This is a genomic window from Saccharospirillum salsuginis (assembly GCF_014651855.1).
Classification (GTDB): domain Bacteria; phylum Pseudomonadota; class Gammaproteobacteria; order Pseudomonadales; family Natronospirillaceae; genus Saccharospirillum; species Saccharospirillum salsuginis.
The window spans coordinates 96319-115816 of record NZ_BMXR01000012.1; the positions used below are offsets into that span (position 1 = coordinate 96319).

The following is a 19498-nucleotide window of genomic DNA, read 5'->3' on the forward strand; positions in this document are numbered from 1 at the left end:
CACCCAAGCGATTCAATTCGTAGGGCGGAAGAGCGACAGCGACATCCGCCGACACCAACCCCGCCCGGAACCCAAACCCCTCTCACTCACCCAACCAAAACCCGCCCAAAAAACCACCCCAACCCCACCAAAACCAACCCAACGGACGCCACACTCACCCCAACCGAATACCCCGCCCACCGAGCACACCACCGCAACACCGGATACACCAACACCACCACCGCCAACTGCCCCGCTTCAACTCCCACATTAAACCAGGCCAAAGACGCAATACGATTGGACTCGGCCAAACCCGCCTCACGCAACACAGCGGCAAACCCCAACCCATGGATCAACCCGAACCCGAAGGTGAGCCACCACCGGCGCCACACCAAAGCCCCACTATCCACCGGCACCCGGGGCATTCGCCGCCAACCCGCGCCACCGGCATCGACATGCAACCGAACCAGGTTCAACGCCCCCACCCAGGCCACCGACAGCGCAATCAAACTCTCGGTGATCACCGCCGGCAGATTGATCACCCCCAACACCGCCAGACTGAGCGTGATGGAATGCGCCACGGTAAACGCGGTGACCCAGATCGCCGCCGTGCGCAACCGTTGCGCCAACAACAGCAAACCGGCCAGGAACAACAAATGGTCGTACCCGCCGAGGATGTGCTCCACCCCGAGCCGGAAAAACGACCGGTGCCCGCTCGCCGCCACGGCTTCGGGCTCGGGCTTCTCCGCCAGTGACACTAGCTCGACGCCTTGCTCCCGCCGCACCTGTTCTACTGGTATGGTCAGTTCCCGGCGCTTGGAATGCAGCATGACCTGCCGGCCGAGGTTCCCGATGTAAACCCGGACCAGATTGCGGTGCGCCCGGTCAAAGCTCACAAAGAGTTGATAGGTCAGATGCAGGCGGGTTAACGGGCGCGGGCACTGGAAGCGCAGCCGATATTCGTAGGAGTCGATTTCAGCCAGCGTCTCGGCGCGGACAGCCGTTAGATCGCACTCATCCGCCGCATTTCGTAATTGAAACCCCTGCCGCACCGGGGTTTGGTAATGGCTGGCGGCACGCGGATTATCCGGCTGCTCTCCGCCTTCGATTCGCCACAGATCCGCCGTCGGCACGGTGTACACCAGTTCGACCCGCTCTGCGCCGATATACAGATCGGTGACGGTGACTCCGCTCGGGTGGGCCCACGCCGACGACATCCCCACCAACAGGAGAACGAGCCAGAATCGAATCAGGTACGAGGAAAGCAACAGCACACACAGCCCCTGAACCGGACGGGTTTCAAGTCGATTCAACGAGCCTAACACAGGATAAAGTGGGGGTGGCACAGGCAGGAAGGCTGAGCGCGGTATGGGCATTTACGCGAGTTCCATCACAAAAACCCAGATTCGTCACCGGATAATATTGGCTCACTCTATCCGGCCGGATACCATCCCCGGCTATTTGATTTAATTCGAACACTTCCAAGCAGATAGCCGTCGCAAGGAATTTCACAGCAAGGAACAAGGACGCATGAGCGATTTTGACGCCCCTTGGGGTGGGGATAATGATGTCCTCCCGTCGGATTCATGGAGCCGGTCATTCCCCTCACATCCCATCCATTCAAGTGACTCGACCGAGGAACCAACGGCCCACACTCGTGGGGATCGTGAAGCGGTCGCCGGCTTGGCGGCGGACATCCGCAACCGGTTGGATCCACACTGGTCCACGTGGACCCTGCTGAGCGAAGACGAAGCCCGCTATCTTGCGGCCAACGAACACCGCCGCTTTTTCACCCGGAATCGACGCGGCGAATGGCAAGAAACCCGCGGCCGGGTCGTCGGCTCGACCGACCCTTGGGTCTGTCTGGAACGGGTATCAACCGATTCATCCCGCAAAGTCCGTTCCAGTGGCGGGACCGCCACCGCTCGCTCGACGGCCGAGGAAGCCGGGCGCGATGCCATGACGCCCGAAGAAGCCGAAGCGGTTCGTCAGTATCAGGAACAGCGCGAAGGCACCCGCACCGACCACACTCTGCGTCTGGAATACTTGGACGACCAAGGCGAACCGGTTCCGGACATCCGCTACACCGTCTCCCTGAACGGTACCGACTACACCGGCCGCCTGAACGACAACGGCCGGGCCACACTGTCCAATTTGCCCGCCGGTGAGGCCTCGATCGTCTACGAGGCCGACCAGAGCCGACTGCCCGAACTTCGTCAGGAACTCAAATCACTGCTCGACAACATCATCGATGAGCGCTCCGACCGCAAGGACATGATGAATGACCTGCTGGCGGAGAGCGGCTATGTCGAACAGGGGCTGATTCTCACCGGCGCCTTCATGGTCTCCTTCTGGGACAGCGCCAAGGAACTGGCCTCGGACACGGCTGATCTCGTTACCGGCGCCGCCGACGGCCTGACCGCCGCCAGTGCCGCCCTCTATGAAAAACTGGCGGACGGTTATTCCCTCGACGAACTGGAAGACGACTTCGCCTACGTCGTGAGCGAAGCCGGCCACGCCTGGGACCAGGCAGAAAAAGCCTACACCGTGCTCAAATGGCTGGCGACCGACGACGAGACCTGGTCGATGCTGGTCGACTTTCCGAAACGCTTTTTCGACTCGATGAGTACCGTCGAGAAAGTCGAAGCCCTGGGCGCATTGGCCTTCGACATCCTGTTCGCCATTGCCCTGGCCGTCGCCACGGCCCTGACCGCCGGAGCAGCGGCCGCCGTGGCCGGCTCCGCCGCCGCCATCAAATACTCCCGTTACTTCACCGAGACCATCGGAACGTTGCGCAGCATTTACCGGATGCTGCCTACCGGCCTGATCGAAAAACGCTACAAACAGGTCCGGGTGCGCCGTAGTGAACAGGACCACACCGGCCGATCCGACGAGCCACAGGAAAACCTGAACCAAACCTCCGAAGACACCACGAACAGCGACAGCAAAACCGAGAACGACCAAACGACACAATGCGAAGCCCGCAGCACCTGCCGGAACGACCCGATCAATATGCTCACCGGCGAAGAGCTGTTCTCCCACGTGGACTTCGAACTGGGCGGCCCCCTGCCCCTGGTCTGGAAACGGCTTTACCGCAGCACCGCCAGCGGTCGACGCAGTGATCTCGGCCATGGCTGGAGCCACCCGTTCGACCAGAGCATGGCCCTGAAAGACGGTCAATTGGTGCACCGGGACGCCGAAGGCGCCTACATTACCTTCCCCTTGCCCGAGGACGGGAAACGGGTGCGCAACCAATGGGGCACGGTCCTCAGCCGGTACGGCGATTACATCAGCCTGCGCCAGGACGGTGTCGTTCTGAATTTCGAACCCGATCCGCATCAACCGGACCAATGGCGTCTCAGCCATTTGAGCACCACTGACCGCAAACACCGGTGGGAACTGCGCTACACCGATACCCACCCCGGCCAGGGCGTACTGACCCAGGCCACCGCCAGTTGGGGCGCGCTGCTGCGTTTCGAGCATGGGAAACACGGTTGGCACCGCATCACCGGCCGAGCGTCGCCGCATCTACCGGTCACCACCCTGGCTCACTACCGCATCGACCGCCACGGCGACCTGATCGCCGCACGCGACCAAAGCGGCCAACAGGAACAGTACCGGTACGCGCACCACCTGTTCCAACTGCGCCAAACCGCCACCGGCCTGCATTTCGGCTTCGAATGGGATGCCACCACACCCGATGCCCGCTGCACCCGCCAATACGAGGAAGGCGGCCACTACGACTACCGCTTCCAGTGGACCCCGGAGAACCGCACAAGCACCGCGACCGACGGTCGCGGTTTTGAAGAAACGTTTGTCTTCGACGCCGAAGGCAACCTGATCGAACAGACCCGCCCGGACGGCACCGTCGAACGCTGGGAATTCGACAGCCACAGCCGCCTGCGCGCCCACACCGACCCGCTCGGCAACACCACCCGCTTCGACTACGACCGGCGCGACCGCTTGGTTAAACGCACCGACGCCCTCGGCCATACCGTGCGTCTGCATTACTGGAACGACAGCCCGCAACCGAGCCAGATCATCGACCCGCTCGGTCAGCGCACCCACTACGACTACACCCCGGACGGCCAGCTCACCGCCGTACGCCACCCGGACGGCACCGAAGAACGCTGGACCCACCACGGCGACCGCCTGATCGGCCATCAGGACCGGCAGGGCCGCCAGCACCGTTACCACTGGCACGACACCCTCGGCACCCTGAGCCGCTACGAGTGCCTCACCGAACGCGACGACGAACCCGGCACCCTGACCACCCTGGCCGACATCACCTTCGAGTACGACGACCAGGGCCGCCTGCACACTCAGACCGACCAGCACGGCCGCCAACAGCATTTTCAGTACGACGACCACGGCCGCCTGATCACCCAACTGGATGAGCATAACCGCGCCTGGCGCTTCGACTACGACCGCGCCGGTCGCCTCGTTCGCCAGACCGACCCGAGCGGCCGCACCACCGAGCTGCGCTACGGCGTCTTTGCCCAGCCTGAGGCCCGGGTGCTGCCGAACGGCACCGAGATCCGCTACGAATACGACGCCGAACGCAACCTCACCGCCGTCATCAACGGCAACGGCCAGGCGCACCGCTTCGACTACGACGGCTGCGAGCGGTTGATAAAAGAGGTTGGCGTCGACGGCCGAACCACCGAGTACGCCTACAACGACGCCGGTCACCTGACCGACCTGCACGAAGGCCCGATCCACGCCACCTTCGATCGCAACGCCCTCGGCCAACTGATCCGCGAGCAATACCAGCACGCCGAGCGTGCCGAGGCCAACACCTGGGCTGAATACCAATACGATGAACTGGGCCGTCTAACCAAGGCCCGCAACGAACACGCCGAACAGAACCTGACCTACGACGCCGCCGGCCGATTGCAGGAAGACGAGATCGAACAGATCTTCCCGGGCTGGATGAACCAGGCCCGCCCCTACCGGCACTGGCAGCACTACCACTACAACGAGAGGGGCCAACTGCACAGCGTCGCCCACAGCGCCCTCGTTGCCCGACCGCCGAACCAGAAATGGCCGTCGCTGCACCACGATTTCCGCCAGCCCGGCTGGCGACAGCATTACGACTGGCACACGGACGGCACCCTCAAGCGCATTGGCGTCAACCTCCCCGGCGACCCCGCCTATGCGGACACCCCGATCCTGGAACAACGCTTCAACGACTTGGGCCTGCTCACCGAGCGCCGTGAAGGCGCCCACACCAGCCATTGGGAATACGACCCCGAGCAGCGCCTGCAACGCTACCGTCGCCTCGCCCAAAACGACCCGGACCGCCCGGTGCAAGAACGCGCCTACGGCTACGACGAGGCCGGCCGCATCAACCGCATCCACGATAAACGCCACGGCGAGCGCCGCTACCACTACGACGCCCTGGACCAACTGACCCGAACCGACATCCGCCACCCGGACCAGGACAAGGCACACACCCAACTCCACAACGTCGACGCCGCCGGCAACCAACTCCCGGACGGCCTCGACCGCCTGCTCGACAACCGCCTGCCGTTCCACGGCGACCGCCACTTCGACTACGACGAACACGGCAACCTCGTCCACATCCGGCGCGGCACGGGCCAGAAGCTGGAACAACGGCTCAGCTACAACGCCAAACACCAGCTCATCCGCATCGAGGACTACAAGGACGGCGAACTGCAACAACGCCTAACCTTCCGCTACGACGCCCTCGGACGCCGGATCGACAAGGCCGTTCAGGGCTGGGTGACCCCAGACACTAAGCAAGATAAGAACGCCGACGAGGCCGAGTTCAAGCTGCGCTACCGCGAAGCCTACGTCTGGCAGGGCCACACCCTCATCCAGGTGCGCCACATCGGCACCAACTTCATGCCGAAGAACAACCGGGTGTACTTCTACGAGCCCGGGACCCATGTGCCGGTGGCGTTGTGGGACCAGAAGCTCGGGTTGCATCAGATCGATACTGATCATACCGGGACGCCGAAGGCGATGTACTGCCATGAAACCGGTGAGGAGGTGTGGTGTACCGATCACCACACTTACGGCGAGACCCGCGATTCTGAAGCTGCCATGATCCATCCAGTGACGGGGTATTCGTTTGAGCCGGGCCTGAGGCAACAGGGGCAGTACGAAGACATCGAGACAGGGTTGTATCAGAACTGCTACCGATTTTATGATCCAGGTTCTGGAAGGTATGTAAGCCAAGACCCGATCGGACTCATGGGTGGGCTAAATGTCTATCAGTATTGCCCAAACCCGGTGAACTATGTCGATCCATTAGGGTTGAGCACCAAAGAATGTGACAAGGATGAAGCAGCTAGGTCCGGAATTCCAAATATCTCAGACATTGGCAAAAGGATTTCAAACAAGCAGCTTCGGCACATTAAAGATAGACAAGAGTGGATAAATAGAGGTCAAGGCGGGTATTTGAATAGCATGGAAGATGCACAGTCAGTACTTACCGCTGCCCATAATGGAGAGGCGGAGTTCTTAGGCTCCAATGCGCAGGGATTCCCCGTGATTCGATACAATGACATTACTGGCTACAATAATAATCCGGGGGCTGGTTATAGTGATCAACCCACTAATGTTTTTGTAATCAAGGGAACAGCAAAGCCTAGCATTGTTCCTACCAACCCAAACTGGAGTCCTAATTAAAATGCCAACAGTACAAGACTGGCTTTGGATTGAGGTCATGTTTATTCAAGCATTGCTTGGATCTATTTCTTCCAATGTCCGTAGAGTTGTAATCTCTTTTAATCAGGAAGAGTGGGTTCTTGTCGCAACCTTAGAACGCATGAACGAAGAAGACAAGGAAGAAATGGAAGATGCAGTTGATGAGTTTTCAATATTGCTTGAAGACATTAAAGAGCATATTACGGAAATTGCTTACACTAAAGCAAAGGCAAAGATCATAGTATCAAAGGATAAACCAACACCAATCAACAATGAAAACATGAGAATAGTTTTTCAGCGGAAAGAGGTGTAATTTACGAACGATCAATCGATACCGATCATGCTGGGATCATCCTTTCGGCTGTAGTGATGTTGATCTAAAGTGTTCTAATCGTGAGTGATGGAGTGGACGCCCTGGCCAAACGGCTTCAATGCGCCAAACTGGTTTTGCCAACTCAGTTAATGAAGGGCATCCACATGAAACAAGATAGACTCATAGCCATTGATCTGGCAAAAAATGTGTTTCAACTGTGTGTAATAGATGGCAACAACCGCGTGCTAGAAAACAAGGCCGTCAGGCGTTACAAACTGATCACCACGATGGCTCGGCGCAAGCCCTGCATCGAATTCGCCAGCGCATTGTTCGGCAGAGAACGGCTCTGGTTAATCAGACTCGTGGTATATTAAGTGAATACGGCTTCGTGTCGGTACCAGGCCCCAAAGCGTTCAAAACATTGATGGGCGAGGTCACCAGCCCGGAATGCAGTGGGCTTACTCCGTTGACAAAGGAGCAGCTCTGCCAGGCGAAAAAAGACTTCGATCACCTGACGATGCGTCTTGATCAGTTGAATAAACAGTTGCGGGAAATTGCGTTGAACAGCCCTTTGTGCCGGCTTCTGTTGACTATACCGGGCATCGGTTATCTCACCGCCACCGCTACGATCAATGCTATCGGTCGTGGCGAGCAATTCGATCATGCCCGTGAGGTCGCGGTCTGGTTGGGGGTAACCCCACGGCAATATGCCAGTGGTGAGAAAGGCCACATGAGTGGCATCACCAAGCGTGGGGATCGATACCTAAGGGCCTTGTATATCCATGGTGCCAGAGCGGTCCTGCGGGTGTGTAAGAGACCTGATGATCCTGTTCTAAATTGGGCTCGACGTCTTGTGGCCCGGCGTGGCAAGCATAAAGCAATTGTTGCATTGGCCAGTCGGATGGCCCGGTTAGCCTGGACGCTCATCCAAAAACAGGAGGTCTACCGAGCGGCCTGACGGCATGGCTTAATCAAGAGTAACCCTGCCAGAGTCCGTCGAATCGATGATGAATTAGCGGTTAATCCGCCTTGGCATCAGTCTGATTTGGACATGGTTTCAGTATACCGAGTGGTTGTTTTAGACAGCCAAGTGCGGACCTTCAACAGGGCCCGGGAGTGAAACTAAAACAGCTCCCAACCAGTAGGCCGGATATATGTCAGCACGACTGCTCTATCATTGAATAGCACGTGGTTATGACAGTAACAATGAAGAGGCATCGAGCCAGATGAAAATCTGGCTTAACGGACCACTGCGGCTTCACAGGTATCATGCGTCCATATATGTCCAGATAGGCTCAGTGGGTAGGGGGAGTTAAACACTCCTCCTTACCCGATTACAAGAATTCTGGGATGGTTCCTGCTTCAAAATAGCCCCACACCCTAAAATTATTTCCTTCCATTGAGTAAGGCACTTGAGATTTCAAGATGGCCTCGTGCACAATTTCAGTATTGTCTATTTCGAAATCCGCAACCAGCCTTCCTCTTCTGACCTTCCTTATCGGACTGATATCAACCCATTCAAGGCGCGAAGGACTATATTCACTAAACGTCCAATCAAAGAGCGAAAAACCTGAACTCTCTTCATCATAAATATCTTTTACTCGAACATAGGGTTCGTCTTTTCCCAAATCCATGAGTGAGTTCGCAAGCTTCTCCCATTTAGTGTTGTTCATTACCGATACCAAATTTCGTTCTTCGATGACTTTTTTTAGCCTTTCAATCATATTTGAATCTTGTAGCGCGAAAACTCAGCCTCTGCTTTTAGCGGTCGGCTGAAGTGCATTGTGTACGCCCAGCATGGGCATGAACTAATGGAGTGAAGGTCCCCTGTGGGAAGATCACCGTCGAAAACCATGTTGTGATTAGACAATAACCACTAGCGAATGGCAAGGGCTCCACCGCGAGGTGTGGTCTCAGTGAAACTGATGAAACTGAGACACCCACAAATGCACTTGACCTGAAAAGTAGTAACCAGTAGTTTACACAGTATCTTATGGAAAAGCTGTCAGAGCGAGACACTATGCCACGATCAAGGAAAACACAGATTGCGATTGAGGCGACACCCTACTACCACTGTACTTCCCCACTGCTGTCCGGTTAACTTAATCCAAGATTCATCTGCCCGGTATCACTGGGCGGATCAGATTCTTTAACAAACAACTCCATCAGTGGACGACGTTGCATCAACGCACCGGAAGTCTTTCGTGCAATGCGTTGAAGGCTCAACCCCTTCGCGGCTGTTTCTTGTACTAGCCTCATCAATACATAACTGATCATCGCCATGAGAACCTGAATGAGCACGGCGTTTTCTGAGGTGCCGAAGAAGCGTTTTACTCGCAGGTTTTGCTTGATCCACTTGAAGAAAAGCTCTATCTGCCATCGTTGACGATACAGGTCGTCAACATCGACAGCCGAGCGCTCCAAGTCATTCGTCAGGAACGTCAACTCCTTGCCATCCTCAGCGCGAATAAAGCAAATTCGGCGCAGGGTTTTGTCTTTCAGACAGTCATGGCTCTTGTACTGCACTTCGACAAGGTCATCTGATAACACGCCTTCACCCATAGGGTCCCGAGTTTCAAGAACTTCATACGGCATATCGCGCTTCATCCGCCCAACAAACAGACAATCATGATCGATGAGCTTGCTCAGAAAGGCAGCCTTGTTATAGGCCCGATCAAAATCGTAGGTCAGCCCCTTGAACAGCAGGAACTTGCCTGCCGGTACGGAATCATGAAACTTGGCGTTGGTGACCTCGAAGAAGACCGGAGCATCTGCTTCCGGGTCGAACACCGTGTGAACCTTGATCCCGGACTTACCCGTTCGAAAGTTGGCCCAATGGTACTGAGACTGACACAAGGTGATCGTTGTTGAATCAATCAATTGGACGGATCGCATCAATCCGCGTGTCTTCTGACTTCGCCCCAGCATCGACAATAAGTCAAAGAAAAGGTTCTGAAACACCATCGCCGGTCTGGATTGGTTGGCATCGGCCAAGGTGCTCTTTCGAATGGAATTGATCCCGAGGTGAGAGAACCGGGAAGACAGAGTGCCCAGTCGTTCAACCAGGTCCCTAAAGCTCTGTGCTCCACTCAACTGACCAAACAACATAGCCACAAAGAGATCCCAACAGAAAGCGGTACGGCAGCGCTTGTCGCCGTTGTACCGATCGACGGATTTTTGAAAGCGCTGGCGCGGCAGGATCTTGAGGAGTTGAGAGAGAATGGTGCTAGTATGAGCCATGCCCAGTTCCTTGCAGAATGATGTCTTCGCAAACCTCATTCTACCGCAAACTGCGGGGGAACTGGGCTCCTCTCTCTAGCTCCCTCAGTTAACCGGACAGCAGTGGCTCTACACATTGAACTGTTAATTTATCTCAATGCCCCGAAACTCGTTGCTACCACCTTTAACAACCGATCCAAACCGACGACTTACCCACCCAAAGGAAACCACCATGAACAGGAACATCCTACTCACCCTGAACGCTGTCTTTCTTGCCTTCTCCCTGTGGCTACTGGTCGCCAGGCTCATCCTGCCCTTTATTCAAGCCGCCCAGGCCATCGGTTTCTCCGATGCGCTAAGTCTGCTCAGTGGTGTCAGGCCAGTCTTGTTATTGATTGCACCCTGCTTATTCACCTGGATGATGGCCAACATTGTCAAACTACGTTGGTCTCTGGTGTTGTACGTGAGCAGCTATGTGTTACTGATCTTGGCCGTCATTCTATTGGCCAGCGGAGTGGTCTCGGTCACTCAGGGCGAGGACATAAATGTCGGACTTGTCATCACCCTGGTTGCTGCGCTTCTACTGCTAGCAACAGCCTGGTTCAACGGCCGTGCACTCAAGGGGTTTAACAAGCCAGTGGCTTAACCCGTATGGCGATTGGGCTTGATGGCATGCTCGCGGTCAAATCGGTGTCCGCGGCTTTGTTCCATGAGCACTAGCCTTAGCGGTCGATGCCGGTCGATATCGCCCGGCATCGGCCAACAACGATAACTTCCGCCTCACGCTTCATCTCCTCGGGCATGTAGCTGCTCTGGATCAGCTCGATCATATCGCCTTGGCTGTCGACCTGGTTGCGGATCGCCCTGATAACCGCTCGCTCCGGTAAACCGTACCGGCGCCCCAGTTCCAGGAAGTCGTATCCGGTGTAGAAACCATATTCCTGGTACGGTTCGGTGAACTCTTCCTCCCCGGTCTCCGGGTCAGTCAGGAGGTCACATGCCATGAATTGCCCTTCCTTCGTATTGTCGAAAGCCTGAACAAAGAGGACATCGTAGTTCGGGGTCAGCTTGTCGTAGAAGCGGGATGAGGATTCCACTGCGCGCTGCAGGCTGAGGTTTTTGGTGTGAAGGTCGTTATTTCCTATCGCATACGCGAACAACACCCGGCGAAACAGGTCCAGCTTTACAGCTCGCTTGCCCCCGGTGGCCTGGTCGACCAGCTCACCCGCTTTTTCGTAGGAGACATCGTACTTAGCCTTGGGCGGCAAACCCCCGATCTGCAAGAGGTCTTCCTGTGGGCGCTTGTCGCCGCTTTCGAGCCGATCGAATCGGCGGGTCAGGTAGGCCAACTCGCCCGTTTTAAACGGCACCAGAGTACACAGGGCGGTTTCAATACCTATTTTTTGGCTGGCCAACATGGCCGCGTGCTCGTTCTCTGCCGCATTGGGGAAGGCCTCGGGGCTGGGTTTGAGAATGTACTCACCGTTATTCCGGGTCACCACCAGCTCGTTCGAGGCCCGATCCAGCCTGAGCGACAGCTTCTCCTGGACGCCTGAAATCGAAATGCCTTTAGAGTACTCAACGCTCTTGCTGAAGAATTCCTGTCGATCATACGACAGGGGAAATGTCACCTTGGACGTCCCGAATACCTGCTTCAAGGCCCGTTGGCTGTACCCCGACGCAGCCTCACGGCCTGAGATGGCTTTGAGGGTGGCCAAACAGCGATCGTACGTCATTGGTCCTCCTCAGCTGGGATGACGGACACGGCGCCCACCAGGTCCCGGCCATTCTTTAGGAGCAGACCGAAACTGTCAGTTTCGTCGATATGCTGGGTCTGTGATTGCACTCGTCTGAGCCAACCTTCGGAAACCAGGTTCTCGAAGAATGGCGGGAGCCCGTCTGAGAGGTACGGTTCATCCGTCAGGGGCATGCTGAACGCGATGGGGATTCCGTCGACACGGTAGAGAGGGTCGTAGGCGAACCGTACCGTGCCGTCGTCATCTTCCTCAATCACACCGGCAAACTGGCCGTTGTAGTAGACATTCCCGCGCCTCATCGAGCGGTCACCATCAATTCAAGCCCCAGGGCATCCACCACCTGCACCAGCTTGGGCACCTGCACTTGCAGGCTTCCTTTCTCTAGCTTGTGCACCGTAACCTGACCCACATCCGCCAGCTCGGCCAGCCCCTCTATGGTAAGCCCTTGCTTCACACGGGCAGCCCGGATGACCGCTCCCAGCTCATCCAGAGATTTGAGATCTCCGTATTTCTCCGCCTCGCGCGCCCGTTGTTCCAGGTTGACCAGGTGGGTCAACAACCCTTTGATAGAATCCGCGACCGAAGGGACATCCTGGCCCTCAAACTCCTGCTGGTTCTTTTTATTGTTGCTACTGAACCGGTTGGCTTGCGGATTGACGTTGGAGTGATGAGCCACCGTATGCTTCTTGAGTACCTGGTTCAGATCTGCAAGCAGCCCGGCACCTGAATTCTTCACCTTTTCAAACATTTTCACCCCCATCAGGAGTATTCTTATATATTTCCATAGATTACACGAAATATATTCGTTTTTACATATACAATTGCATAATTTTCTAATTTACCTATGCCTTTGTGTAGTCATCTTGTAACGTTTTGCCGGGTATGGGGGGAATTGTGATCAATTGACCGATGTCTAACACCGGTCTTATACCCTCCACCGGAGATGGGCTCCGGGCACCAGAAGCTCTTTTTCGAACATCGACAAGTCCGTACAGGAGAGGGTTTCGGTTCCCGCCATCGGGAACCATCAGTGCAGCCGGTTGCGTGCGTAAGGCGGTACCGGCCTGTTCAGAGTGTGGCGGCTGAGCGCCGGGAAGGGGTATTCAGGATGATTCCTGTTGTGACGTTTTAGCCGAATAGGGGCTAAAGGTGTTGGTATCCTGGGTGAGCAGTTGCAGCAGCTTGGGGTGGACACACAGTTTGTCTCGCCCCACTTGTTGCTCGCTCAGGGATTTAAAACCTTGCCAAAGGGCGCGGTGCGGTAGCGCAGAGCCTCTTTGGTGGCGGGGTCGGCCCTGCAATAGCCCCGACATGATCCGTCTACGGGCACTGGAGAAGCGATAAAAGGCGTCTACGTCGCACACATATGTCGATAATATCAATATTAATCGACATATTATCGAAGTATGTCGATGCCATCGACACAATTGGAAGACCTGTCGATTGTTGTAGGTTTTATCGACACGTTATACGAGCTTCCAGTACCCGGTAGCGGTGAACTCCACACCGGCCAGGCCCGACTGGCCCGGAATTTCCGTCCAGGGCATCTGCCGTTGCAACTGACCACCGACGAAGAGCCTGGGCAACGGGTACAGCGGCCGGTCATCAAACTCCATGACCTGATGACCGCCGTAGTTGTAACTGAGGTAGATGGACCCCGAGGGCGGCACATGCAGACTGTAGGGCTCGGGAGACGGGTTGTGGGTGTGCAGCAGGTGGTGCACGAAGGGCCGCAGGTCCGGGGTCGGGTCGATCAGTTGGTGGGGCAGGTGGTTGGCCGGGTCCATAAGGGGTGCCTGGGCCGACTCGGTTCGGCTAGGATGCCGTAAAAGAGTCGATCTTCTCCCGGCACAGATCGACCGTTAACTGGCGCAAGCGTTCAACCCGTTCGGCCAGCCAGGCCAGATCGTCCCGGGTGATGGTGTATTCCCGGTTGTAGCGGGCATCCACATAGGCCTTGCGCAGCAGCTCGAAGCGGATTTTCTCGTCCAGCGTGCTGGTGGGGAAGACGGCCAGCGACCGGGGCTCGATGCTGGCGACCAGCCCGCTGAGCTTTTCCAGATCGTGGGTTTTGGGCTTGTAGCGGGTGTAGACCAGCAGAATGGCGTCGTAGAAGCATTCCGTGGCCTGGTGGAGGAAGAAGGCGGCTTTGTTGAGGTCGTCTAACTGCAATGCCACGTCAAAATAGGTTAGGAACCCTTTGGCGTTATCATACCAGTAGTCGTAATCACCCTTCGCCAGAAATTGCCGTTCCTGTGGCTCCATTTCCACGGGCTCTGCCAGGGCCAAATCACCGTGGCTGAACAGCAGAATGCCCTCTTTCCGGATATCCGTAAAAAAATACTGCCGCTTCTCGATCCGCTGGTTCACGAAGTGGATATCCTCCGCGATCAGGCTGACCGGGGTGGCCACCTCATCCTGCAGACGCGTCTTCATCGACTTCTTGCGCTCCACCTTCCGGGCCAGCGCCTCGTTCTTCATGATGGCGATTAAATCGAAATCGCTCTGGTACACATAGTGCTCGCCATCGTCCGCCAGCTCTTCCTCCCAGTCCCCACGGGCGTAGCTGCCGAACAGGATCAGCAGGCCGGGTTTGAAGAACTCGCAAATGATGTCCACCGCCTGGTGGAGCTGGGTTTGCTTGTCTTCGGGGAGGTGGTCGAGTGTGGTTTTCATGGGGTGGAATGGTAGCAGGTGGGTGGGGTGGTGAATAGTTTGGTTACAACTATCTCGGATACCCCCGGTTGCTTAGCTCCAGCTTGATTACACAAGAGAATGCTTAAGTGTCACCAGCCTCTCACCTCCGAGTATTAAACTACTGGTAAAATGGTATAGAACCAGAATAGATGGCTTTTCGAAACAAATGCCACCTCTACTTTCCAAATTCCACAACCTTGCTGTGGTCAGCTGGCTGGACCGCACAATACCAGCCAGCGCATTTACTAACTGTATATCAGTCAGGGTAATAGAACTCTACGGCCATCGAACGGTCATTCGTCCAACGAGTACTCAAGTTACGCCTTTGGGAAAAGTCATGGATTTGCTGACCCATCAATCTACGTGTCTTCTCCAAGTTGCTTTCAGTGACCCTGTTCCTCCGCAAACTATTGTCCAACCAGCCACAAAAGTGGACCTTATCCGCCTCTTCTATATCCGAGTAGTAGCGCACAACATCTTGTGCCGTAGCTATGTTCCGTGGGTTGGCTTGAGAAGGGATTTGTTGATCAAAATCGAGGAAAAACTGCTTGGGATCAAAGCGGCTAGCACTGTTGTTTGCCGTTCTTAGTGCTTCAAGTAATGCAAAAAATGTCTCTTTAGGCTCTATAAAGGGCTCGATTTCAAAACCGTGTTGAACTTCCCTAAAAATAGCGAAGTTATGTCCTAAACACCCCATAACTAATTCAAATGGTTCAAGATCAATAAAAAACAAGCAGTCAAAGGTCAGGTTGTTCAGTTGGTAGCGAAATTTATAACGACCAATGTTTTGGTCCTTCATGCTGCGATATAGCGGTATCAATCCTGGTAGTTTCATCAGTGTTCTAAGCTCCCTATCTGTCAATGTGGATTGTAGCCCAATGATCCTGGACCCTCCTTAAAGGGGATAGTCTACCCCGAATAACAAGATTTGCCTATTTAAGAGACATTCACTTACTTGCGAGTTCTAGTAAAAACCTGTCAATCTTGTATTGGATCAATAGTATACTGTCATCACAGTTAGTGAATGGATGGACGCTTGCTAATCGGGTTTGATCAGTTAGCCTAACCAGTTAGACCTTTAATGAAAAATCAGAAAATCGGCTAATGGCAAATAAGCAGCCCAAACAACAATTGCCTGCAAGCCAAATTAATATATCCATTTCTGTTGGTATAATGTAGTTCGCATTAGCTATCCAGCGCAAAGCTCCGGATTTTGTCGTGTTCTTCCGCTCGAATAACCGTACCTAAATCGGCCAATTCTCTCTTGATGTCCTCAAGGGCATCCAACTGGCGTTGGTTTCCACTGGAGTGATCCAGGGGCAGTAGGGTACGTTCCGGCAATTCTCCAGCGCGTTTAAGCCGCACGAGCTTGGGAATCCACTTGTCGGCGTGATCCCACAGTCCTTCTTTAGTGGTCAGATCGAAATAGAACGGCTTGATGACTTTGATCACTTTTTCATCTACGACTTGGGCCAAGTCGACCTGGACGGGTAGCTCGCCCTCATACAGTTTGAACGTGTGCGGTCTAAAGGGCCGCTCCAGGCGTAGATCGTCGATCACCTGACGAACTTGCCGTTTAAGCCTGGTTTCATGACCTTCCTTTCGGGTGAAGGCGTGATGCACGTAATGATCGAACAACCTGTCGAGTTTTTTCTCAGGCTGGTTCTGTAACAAGAGTGTGCGCTGCCCACCAAAGGCCACGATATTTGAACGCGGCACTACCAGTCGCTCAAAAGCCTGCAAGGCATTAGCCTTGTTAGTACTTACCAACCTCTGAATGGCGGTGTATTCACTTTCCAGATCTTTGGCAAGCTGCTTATACAGCCCCTTCGGCAGATTTTTGAAAAAGCGACTGTATCGAACATCGTTGATTTCCAGCCGGAATAGGAACCGGTTGGACTTCGGTACGGCCATGACGATGCCGATATTGGCGAATTCCTCACTCTCAGGGTAAGGCACAAAGCGCACGACGGCGTAGCGACAAGCTTGTTTTGTCATTCGTGCCTCCAGAAATCCGGTGAAAAGTGGCGATTCGCTGCACTATTTGGAGCTCATCGGAGTACTCGCAAACAAAGCACCACCAGGTGGTGCTTTGATTGCTTGCCTCCCGGGGACTTGGTCAAGAGTGGTATTCATGGGGTGAATGGTAGCAGGTGGGTGTAGCAAGAACTAGACAGAGCGAATCCCAGCAAGACAGGCAAAAAGAGCGGACATAAACGACACCTCAAGCCCCGCATTACAACCGACTTGCAGTACACTGCATTGGCCACGGTCATTGTTGCATAAACAGAACAGGGATAGACTCACTAGGAGCAAGTGACGCGGCCTTTGTTCACCCGGCAATTGGAGTAACCATGGACAAGAAAGCGCTGACGGAGCGGGACATCTGCACCAAGTTCATCACCCCAGCCCTCAAACAAGCCGGGTGGAACATTCAGAGCCAGGTGCGCGAGGAGTTTCCGGTCACCAACGGGCGCATCATCGTCCGTGGGCGTATGCATACGCGAGCAAGGCCCCGCCGGGCGGACTATGTGCTGCACTACAAGAAGAACCTTCCCATCGCGATCATCGAGGCCAAGGACAATAAACACAGCCTGGGCGATGGCATGCAGCAGGCCCTTTCCTACAGCGATGCATTGGATGCCCCCTTTGTGTTCAGCAGCAATGGCGATGGTTTCCTGTTCCACGACCGAACCGGCCTGTTCGGGCAAACCGAAACCACCCTCAGCCTTTCCGAATTCCCTGATCCAGACACACTGTGGGACCTCTACTGCCAACACAAAGGCATTTCACCCAAAGCCCGCGAGACCGTTGAACAACCCTACTACGATGACGGTAGCGGCCGCACACCCCGCTATTACCAGACCGTGGCCATCAACCGGACCATCGAGGCCGTCGCCAAGGGGCAAGACCGCATTCTACTGGTCATGGCCACCGGTACCGGCAAGACCTTCACCGCCTTCCAGATCATCTGGCGGCTGTGGAAGTCCAAGCAGAAGAAACGCATTCTGTTCCTGGCCGATCGCAATATCCTGGTGGATCAGACCAAGAACAACGACTTCAAGCCCTTCGGTCAGGCCATGACCAAGGTGACCAATCGTACGGCGGACCCGTCCTATGAGGTGTACCTGTCGCTCTACCAGGCCGTAACCGGCAGCGAAGAAGACCAGAACATTTATAAGCAGTTCTCCCCGGACTTTTTCGATCTCGTGGTCATCGACGAGTGTCACCGAGGCAGCGCCGCCGTTGATTCCGCCTGGCGCCAGATTCTGGAGTATTTCTCCAGCGCCACCCACATCGGCCTCACCGCCACGCCCAAAGAGACCAAGGAGGTCTCCAACATCGACTACTTCGGCGACCCGGTGTACACCTACTCCTTGAAACAGGGCATTGAGGACGGTTTCCTGGCTCCCTACAAAGTCGTGCGTGTTGATCTGGACAAAGACCTCCAAGGCTGGCGCCCCAGCAAAGGGCAAACAGATAAATATGGCAAACCGATTGACGACCGTATCTACAACCAGAAAGACTTCGATAAGACACTGATCCTGGAAAAACGCACACTTACTGTCGCCGCAACCATCACCGAGTTCCTGGAAAGTACCGATCCCTACCAGAAAACCATCGTCTTTTGCGAAGACATCGACCACGCCGAACGCATGCGCCAGGCGCTGGTCAACCTGAACCCGAAGCGCGTGAAGGAAAACCGCAAATACGTCATGCGCATCACTGGGGACGAGGCCGAGGGCAAAGCCGAACTGGACAACTTCATCAACCCGGAAGAACGCTACCCCGTCATCGCAACCACCAGCAAGCTGATGACCACCGGTGTGGACGCTCAGACCTGCAAGCTCATTGTGTTGGACCAGCGTATCCAGTCACCAACAGAGTTCAAGCAAATCATCGGACGCGGCACCCGCATCAACGACGACTACAACAAGCACTGGTTCACCATTCTTGATTTCAAGAAGGCGACCGAGATGTTCGCGGACCCAAGATTCGATGGCGATCCGGTGAAGGTCTACGAGCCCAAACCCGGCGACCCGATCAACCCCGACGATGAAACCACCGACCCCGATACCGAAGAGCCAAGCGGCGGATGTGGCGAAGAATCGGGCGATTACGATGTGGATCCCGATAGCGATTGGACATACGATGACCCGGATTGGATCATCGGAGGCCCCGGAGAAGGCGGCGATACCGGAGGCCGAACCCGGTACGTCGTGGACAACGTTGACGTCGAGGTCGTCGCCCAACGAGTCCAATACCTGGGTCCTGACGGCAAACTCATCACTGAAAGCCTGAAGGACTACACCCGCAAGCAGGTCAAGGAACAGTACGCCACGCTGGACGAATTCTTGCGGCGCTGGCAGGAGGCGGACCGCAAACAGGCCATCATCGAGGAGCTAGCCGAGCACGGCGTCTTCTGGGAGGACCTGATCAAAGACGTCGGCAACAAGCTGGGCGACGAGCCCGATCCCTTCGATGTCATCTGCCACATCGTCTACGACCAGCCGGCTCTCACCCGCAAGGAACGAGCCAGGCAAGTCCGCAAACAGGACTACTTCGCCAAGTACCAGGGAGCGAGCCGTGACGTACTGGATGCGCTACTGGATAAGTACACGGATGCCGGTATCGAGCCCATCGAGGACGTAAAGGTGCTCTCCCTGGCCCCGTTTACCCACATTGGGTCGCCAATGGAGCTGATTCAGGCGTTCGGCAGTAAATCCGACTACCAGCAGGCCGTGAAAGCCCTGGAAGACGAGCTCTATCAACAAAGCTCCTGAGTCTTGACCCGACCTTACCAGGCCCACGCTAAAGCCCCTCGAATTGAGGGGCGCGAACGGCCATAATCAGCCCT

At 55.5% G+C, this 19498-nt stretch carries 16 protein-coding genes; 6 read left to right on the forward strand and 10 right to left on the reverse strand.

Features of this window, described 5'->3' with window-relative positions:
- Positions 1–86: 86 nt before the first annotated feature.
- Complete coding sequence (locus IE111_RS20165; protein WP_189612188.1) at positions 87–1196, reverse strand: HupE/UreJ family protein; 1110 nt, start codon at positions 1194–1196, stop codon at positions 87–89.
- A 466-nt stretch (positions 1197–1662) separates the two neighbouring features.
- On the opposite strand from IE111_RS20165, the gene IE111_RS20170 reads away from it, so the two are divergent.
- The 4 genes from IE111_RS20170 (at position 1663) to IE111_RS20180 (ending at position 7925) form a co-directional block, all read left to right on the forward strand.
- Positions 1663–6636, forward strand: a complete 4974-nt coding sequence (locus IE111_RS20170) for a DUF6531 domain-containing protein (protein WP_189612190.1) — start codon at positions 1663–1665, stop codon at positions 6634–6636.
- Between the two features lies 1 nt (position 6637).
- Positions 6638–6967 carry a MafI2 family immunity protein gene (locus IE111_RS20175; protein ID WP_189612192.1) on the forward strand — a complete coding sequence of 110 codons (330 nt, stop codon included), beginning with the start codon at positions 6638–6640 and terminating at the stop codon, positions 6965–6967.
- A 92-nt stretch (positions 6968–7059) separates the two neighbouring features.
- The gene (locus tag IE111_RS24570) at positions 7060–7341 is read left to right on the forward strand and encodes a hypothetical protein (protein WP_229805458.1); all 282 of its coding nucleotides are present in this window, start codon (positions 7060–7062) and stop codon (positions 7339–7341) included.
- A complete protein-coding gene (locus tag IE111_RS20180; RefSeq protein ID WP_229805457.1) occupies positions 7293–7925 on the forward strand; it encodes an IS110 family RNA-guided transposase in 633 nt (210 codons plus the stop codon). Before IE111_RS24570 ends, IE111_RS20180 begins: the two co-directional genes overlap by 49 nt.
- 376 nt (positions 7926–8301) lie before the next feature.
- Here IE111_RS20180 and IE111_RS20185 read toward each other — a convergent pair whose 3' ends face one another.
- Entirely contained in the window at positions 8302–8691 is a 390-nt protein-coding gene (locus tag IE111_RS20185; protein ID WP_189612196.1) for a DUF6678 family protein, read from the reverse strand.
- 373 nt (positions 8692–9064) lie between these two features.
- Positions 9065–10207 (reverse strand): IS4 family transposase, encoded by a 1143-nt coding sequence (locus IE111_RS20190; RefSeq protein WP_189612198.1) that lies wholly within the window; start codon positions 10205–10207, stop codon positions 9065–9067.
- 211 nt (positions 10208–10418) lie between these two features.
- Here IE111_RS20190 and IE111_RS20195 point away from each other — a divergent pair, with 211 nt between their 5' ends.
- Complete coding sequence (locus tag IE111_RS20195) at positions 10419–10832, forward strand: hypothetical protein (protein ID WP_189612200.1); 414 nt, start codon at positions 10419–10421, stop codon at positions 10830–10832.
- A gap of 76 nt (positions 10833–10908) precedes the next feature.
- On the opposite strand, the gene IE111_RS20200 is transcribed toward IE111_RS20195, so the two are convergent.
- From IE111_RS20200 to IE111_RS20230, 7 genes are all read right to left on the reverse strand, one after another.
- Complete coding sequence (locus IE111_RS20200) at positions 10909–11922, reverse strand: type II toxin-antitoxin system HipA family toxin (RefSeq protein WP_189612202.1); 1014 nt, start codon at positions 11920–11922, stop codon at positions 10909–10911.
- Positions 11919–12242 (reverse strand): HipA N-terminal domain-containing protein, encoded by a 324-nt coding sequence (locus IE111_RS20205; RefSeq protein WP_189612204.1) that lies wholly within the window; start codon positions 12240–12242, stop codon positions 11919–11921. Before IE111_RS20205 ends, IE111_RS20200 begins: the two co-directional genes overlap by 4 nt.
- Complete coding sequence (locus tag IE111_RS20210; protein WP_229805456.1) at positions 12239–12703, reverse strand: helix-turn-helix domain-containing protein; 465 nt, start codon at positions 12701–12703, stop codon at positions 12239–12241. The genes IE111_RS20205 and IE111_RS20210 overlap by 4 nt, the downstream gene beginning before the upstream one ends.
- Positions 12704–13409: 706 nt before the next feature.
- Positions 13410–13730, reverse strand: a complete 321-nt coding sequence (locus IE111_RS20215) for a DUF6597 domain-containing transcriptional factor (protein WP_189612205.1) — start codon at positions 13728–13730, stop codon at positions 13410–13412.
- Positions 13731–13758: 28 nt separating this feature from the next.
- Complete coding sequence (locus tag IE111_RS20220) at positions 13759–14619, reverse strand: HEPN domain-containing protein (RefSeq protein ID WP_189612207.1); 861 nt, start codon at positions 14617–14619, stop codon at positions 13759–13761.
- A 277-nt stretch (positions 14620–14896) separates the two neighbouring features.
- Complete coding sequence (locus IE111_RS20225; protein WP_189612210.1) at positions 14897–15475, reverse strand: DUF6037 family protein; 579 nt, start codon at positions 15473–15475, stop codon at positions 14897–14899.
- Between the two features lie 350 nt (positions 15476–15825).
- Complete coding sequence (locus IE111_RS20230; RefSeq protein WP_189612212.1) at positions 15826–16638, reverse strand: DUF3037 domain-containing protein; 813 nt, start codon at positions 16636–16638, stop codon at positions 15826–15828.
- A 356-nt stretch (positions 16639–16994) separates the two neighbouring features.
- On the opposite strand from IE111_RS20230, the gene hsdR reads away from it, so the two are divergent.
- Positions 16995–19424: an EcoAI/FtnUII family type I restriction enzme subunit R gene (gene hsdR / locus IE111_RS20235; protein WP_189612215.1), complete on the forward strand. Its 2430-nt coding sequence runs from the start codon at positions 16995–16997 to the stop codon at positions 19422–19424.
- Positions 19425–19498 lie beyond the last annotated feature (74 nt).

What these genes read in the sequence shown, in the direction of transcription:
- IE111_RS20165 (WP_189612188.1), bottom strand. Translation starts at nt 1,196, where the DNA reads ATGTCGTCGGCGTGGGCCCACCCGAGCGGAGTCACCGTCACCGATCTG.
- IE111_RS20175 (WP_189612192.1), top strand. Translation starts at nt 6,638, where the DNA reads ATGCCAACAGTACAAGACTGGCTTTGGATTGAGGTCATGTTTATTCAA.
- IE111_RS20185 (WP_189612196.1), bottom strand. Translation starts at nt 8,691, where the DNA reads ATGATTGAAAGGCTAAAAAAAGTCATCGAAGAACGAAATTTGGTATCG.
- IE111_RS20190 (WP_189612198.1), bottom strand. Translation starts at nt 10,207, where the DNA reads ATGGCTCATACTAGCACCATTCTCTCTCAACTCCTCAAGATCCTGCCG.
- IE111_RS20195 (WP_189612200.1), top strand. Translation starts at nt 10,419, where the DNA reads ATGAACAGGAACATCCTACTCACCCTGAACGCTGTCTTTCTTGCCTTC.
- IE111_RS20200 (WP_189612202.1), bottom strand. Translation starts at nt 11,922, where the DNA reads ATGACGTACGATCGCTGTTTGGCCACCCTCAAAGCCATCTCAGGCCGT.
- IE111_RS20205 (WP_189612204.1), bottom strand. Translation starts at nt 12,242, where the DNA reads ATGAGGCGCGGGAATGTCTACTACAACGGCCAGTTTGCCGGTGTGATT.
- IE111_RS20210 (WP_229805456.1), bottom strand. Translation starts at nt 12,703, where the DNA reads ATGGGGGTGAAAATGTTTGAAAAGGTGAAGAATTCAGGTGCCGGGCTG.
- IE111_RS20215 (WP_189612205.1), bottom strand. Translation starts at nt 13,730, where the DNA reads ATGGACCCGGCCAACCACCTGCCCCACCAACTGATCGACCCGACCCCG.
- IE111_RS20220 (WP_189612207.1), bottom strand. Translation starts at nt 14,619, where the DNA reads ATGAAAACCACACTCGACCACCTCCCCGAAGACAAGCAAACCCAGCTC.
- IE111_RS20225 (WP_189612210.1), bottom strand. Translation starts at nt 15,475, where the DNA reads ATGAAACTACCAGGATTGATACCGCTATATCGCAGCATGAAGGACCAA.
- IE111_RS20230 (WP_189612212.1), bottom strand. Translation starts at nt 16,638, where the DNA reads ATGACAAAACAAGCTTGTCGCTACGCCGTCGTGCGCTTTGTGCCTTAC.
- hsdR (WP_189612215.1), top strand. Translation starts at nt 16,995, where the DNA reads ATGGACAAGAAAGCGCTGACGGAGCGGGACATCTGCACCAAGTTCATC.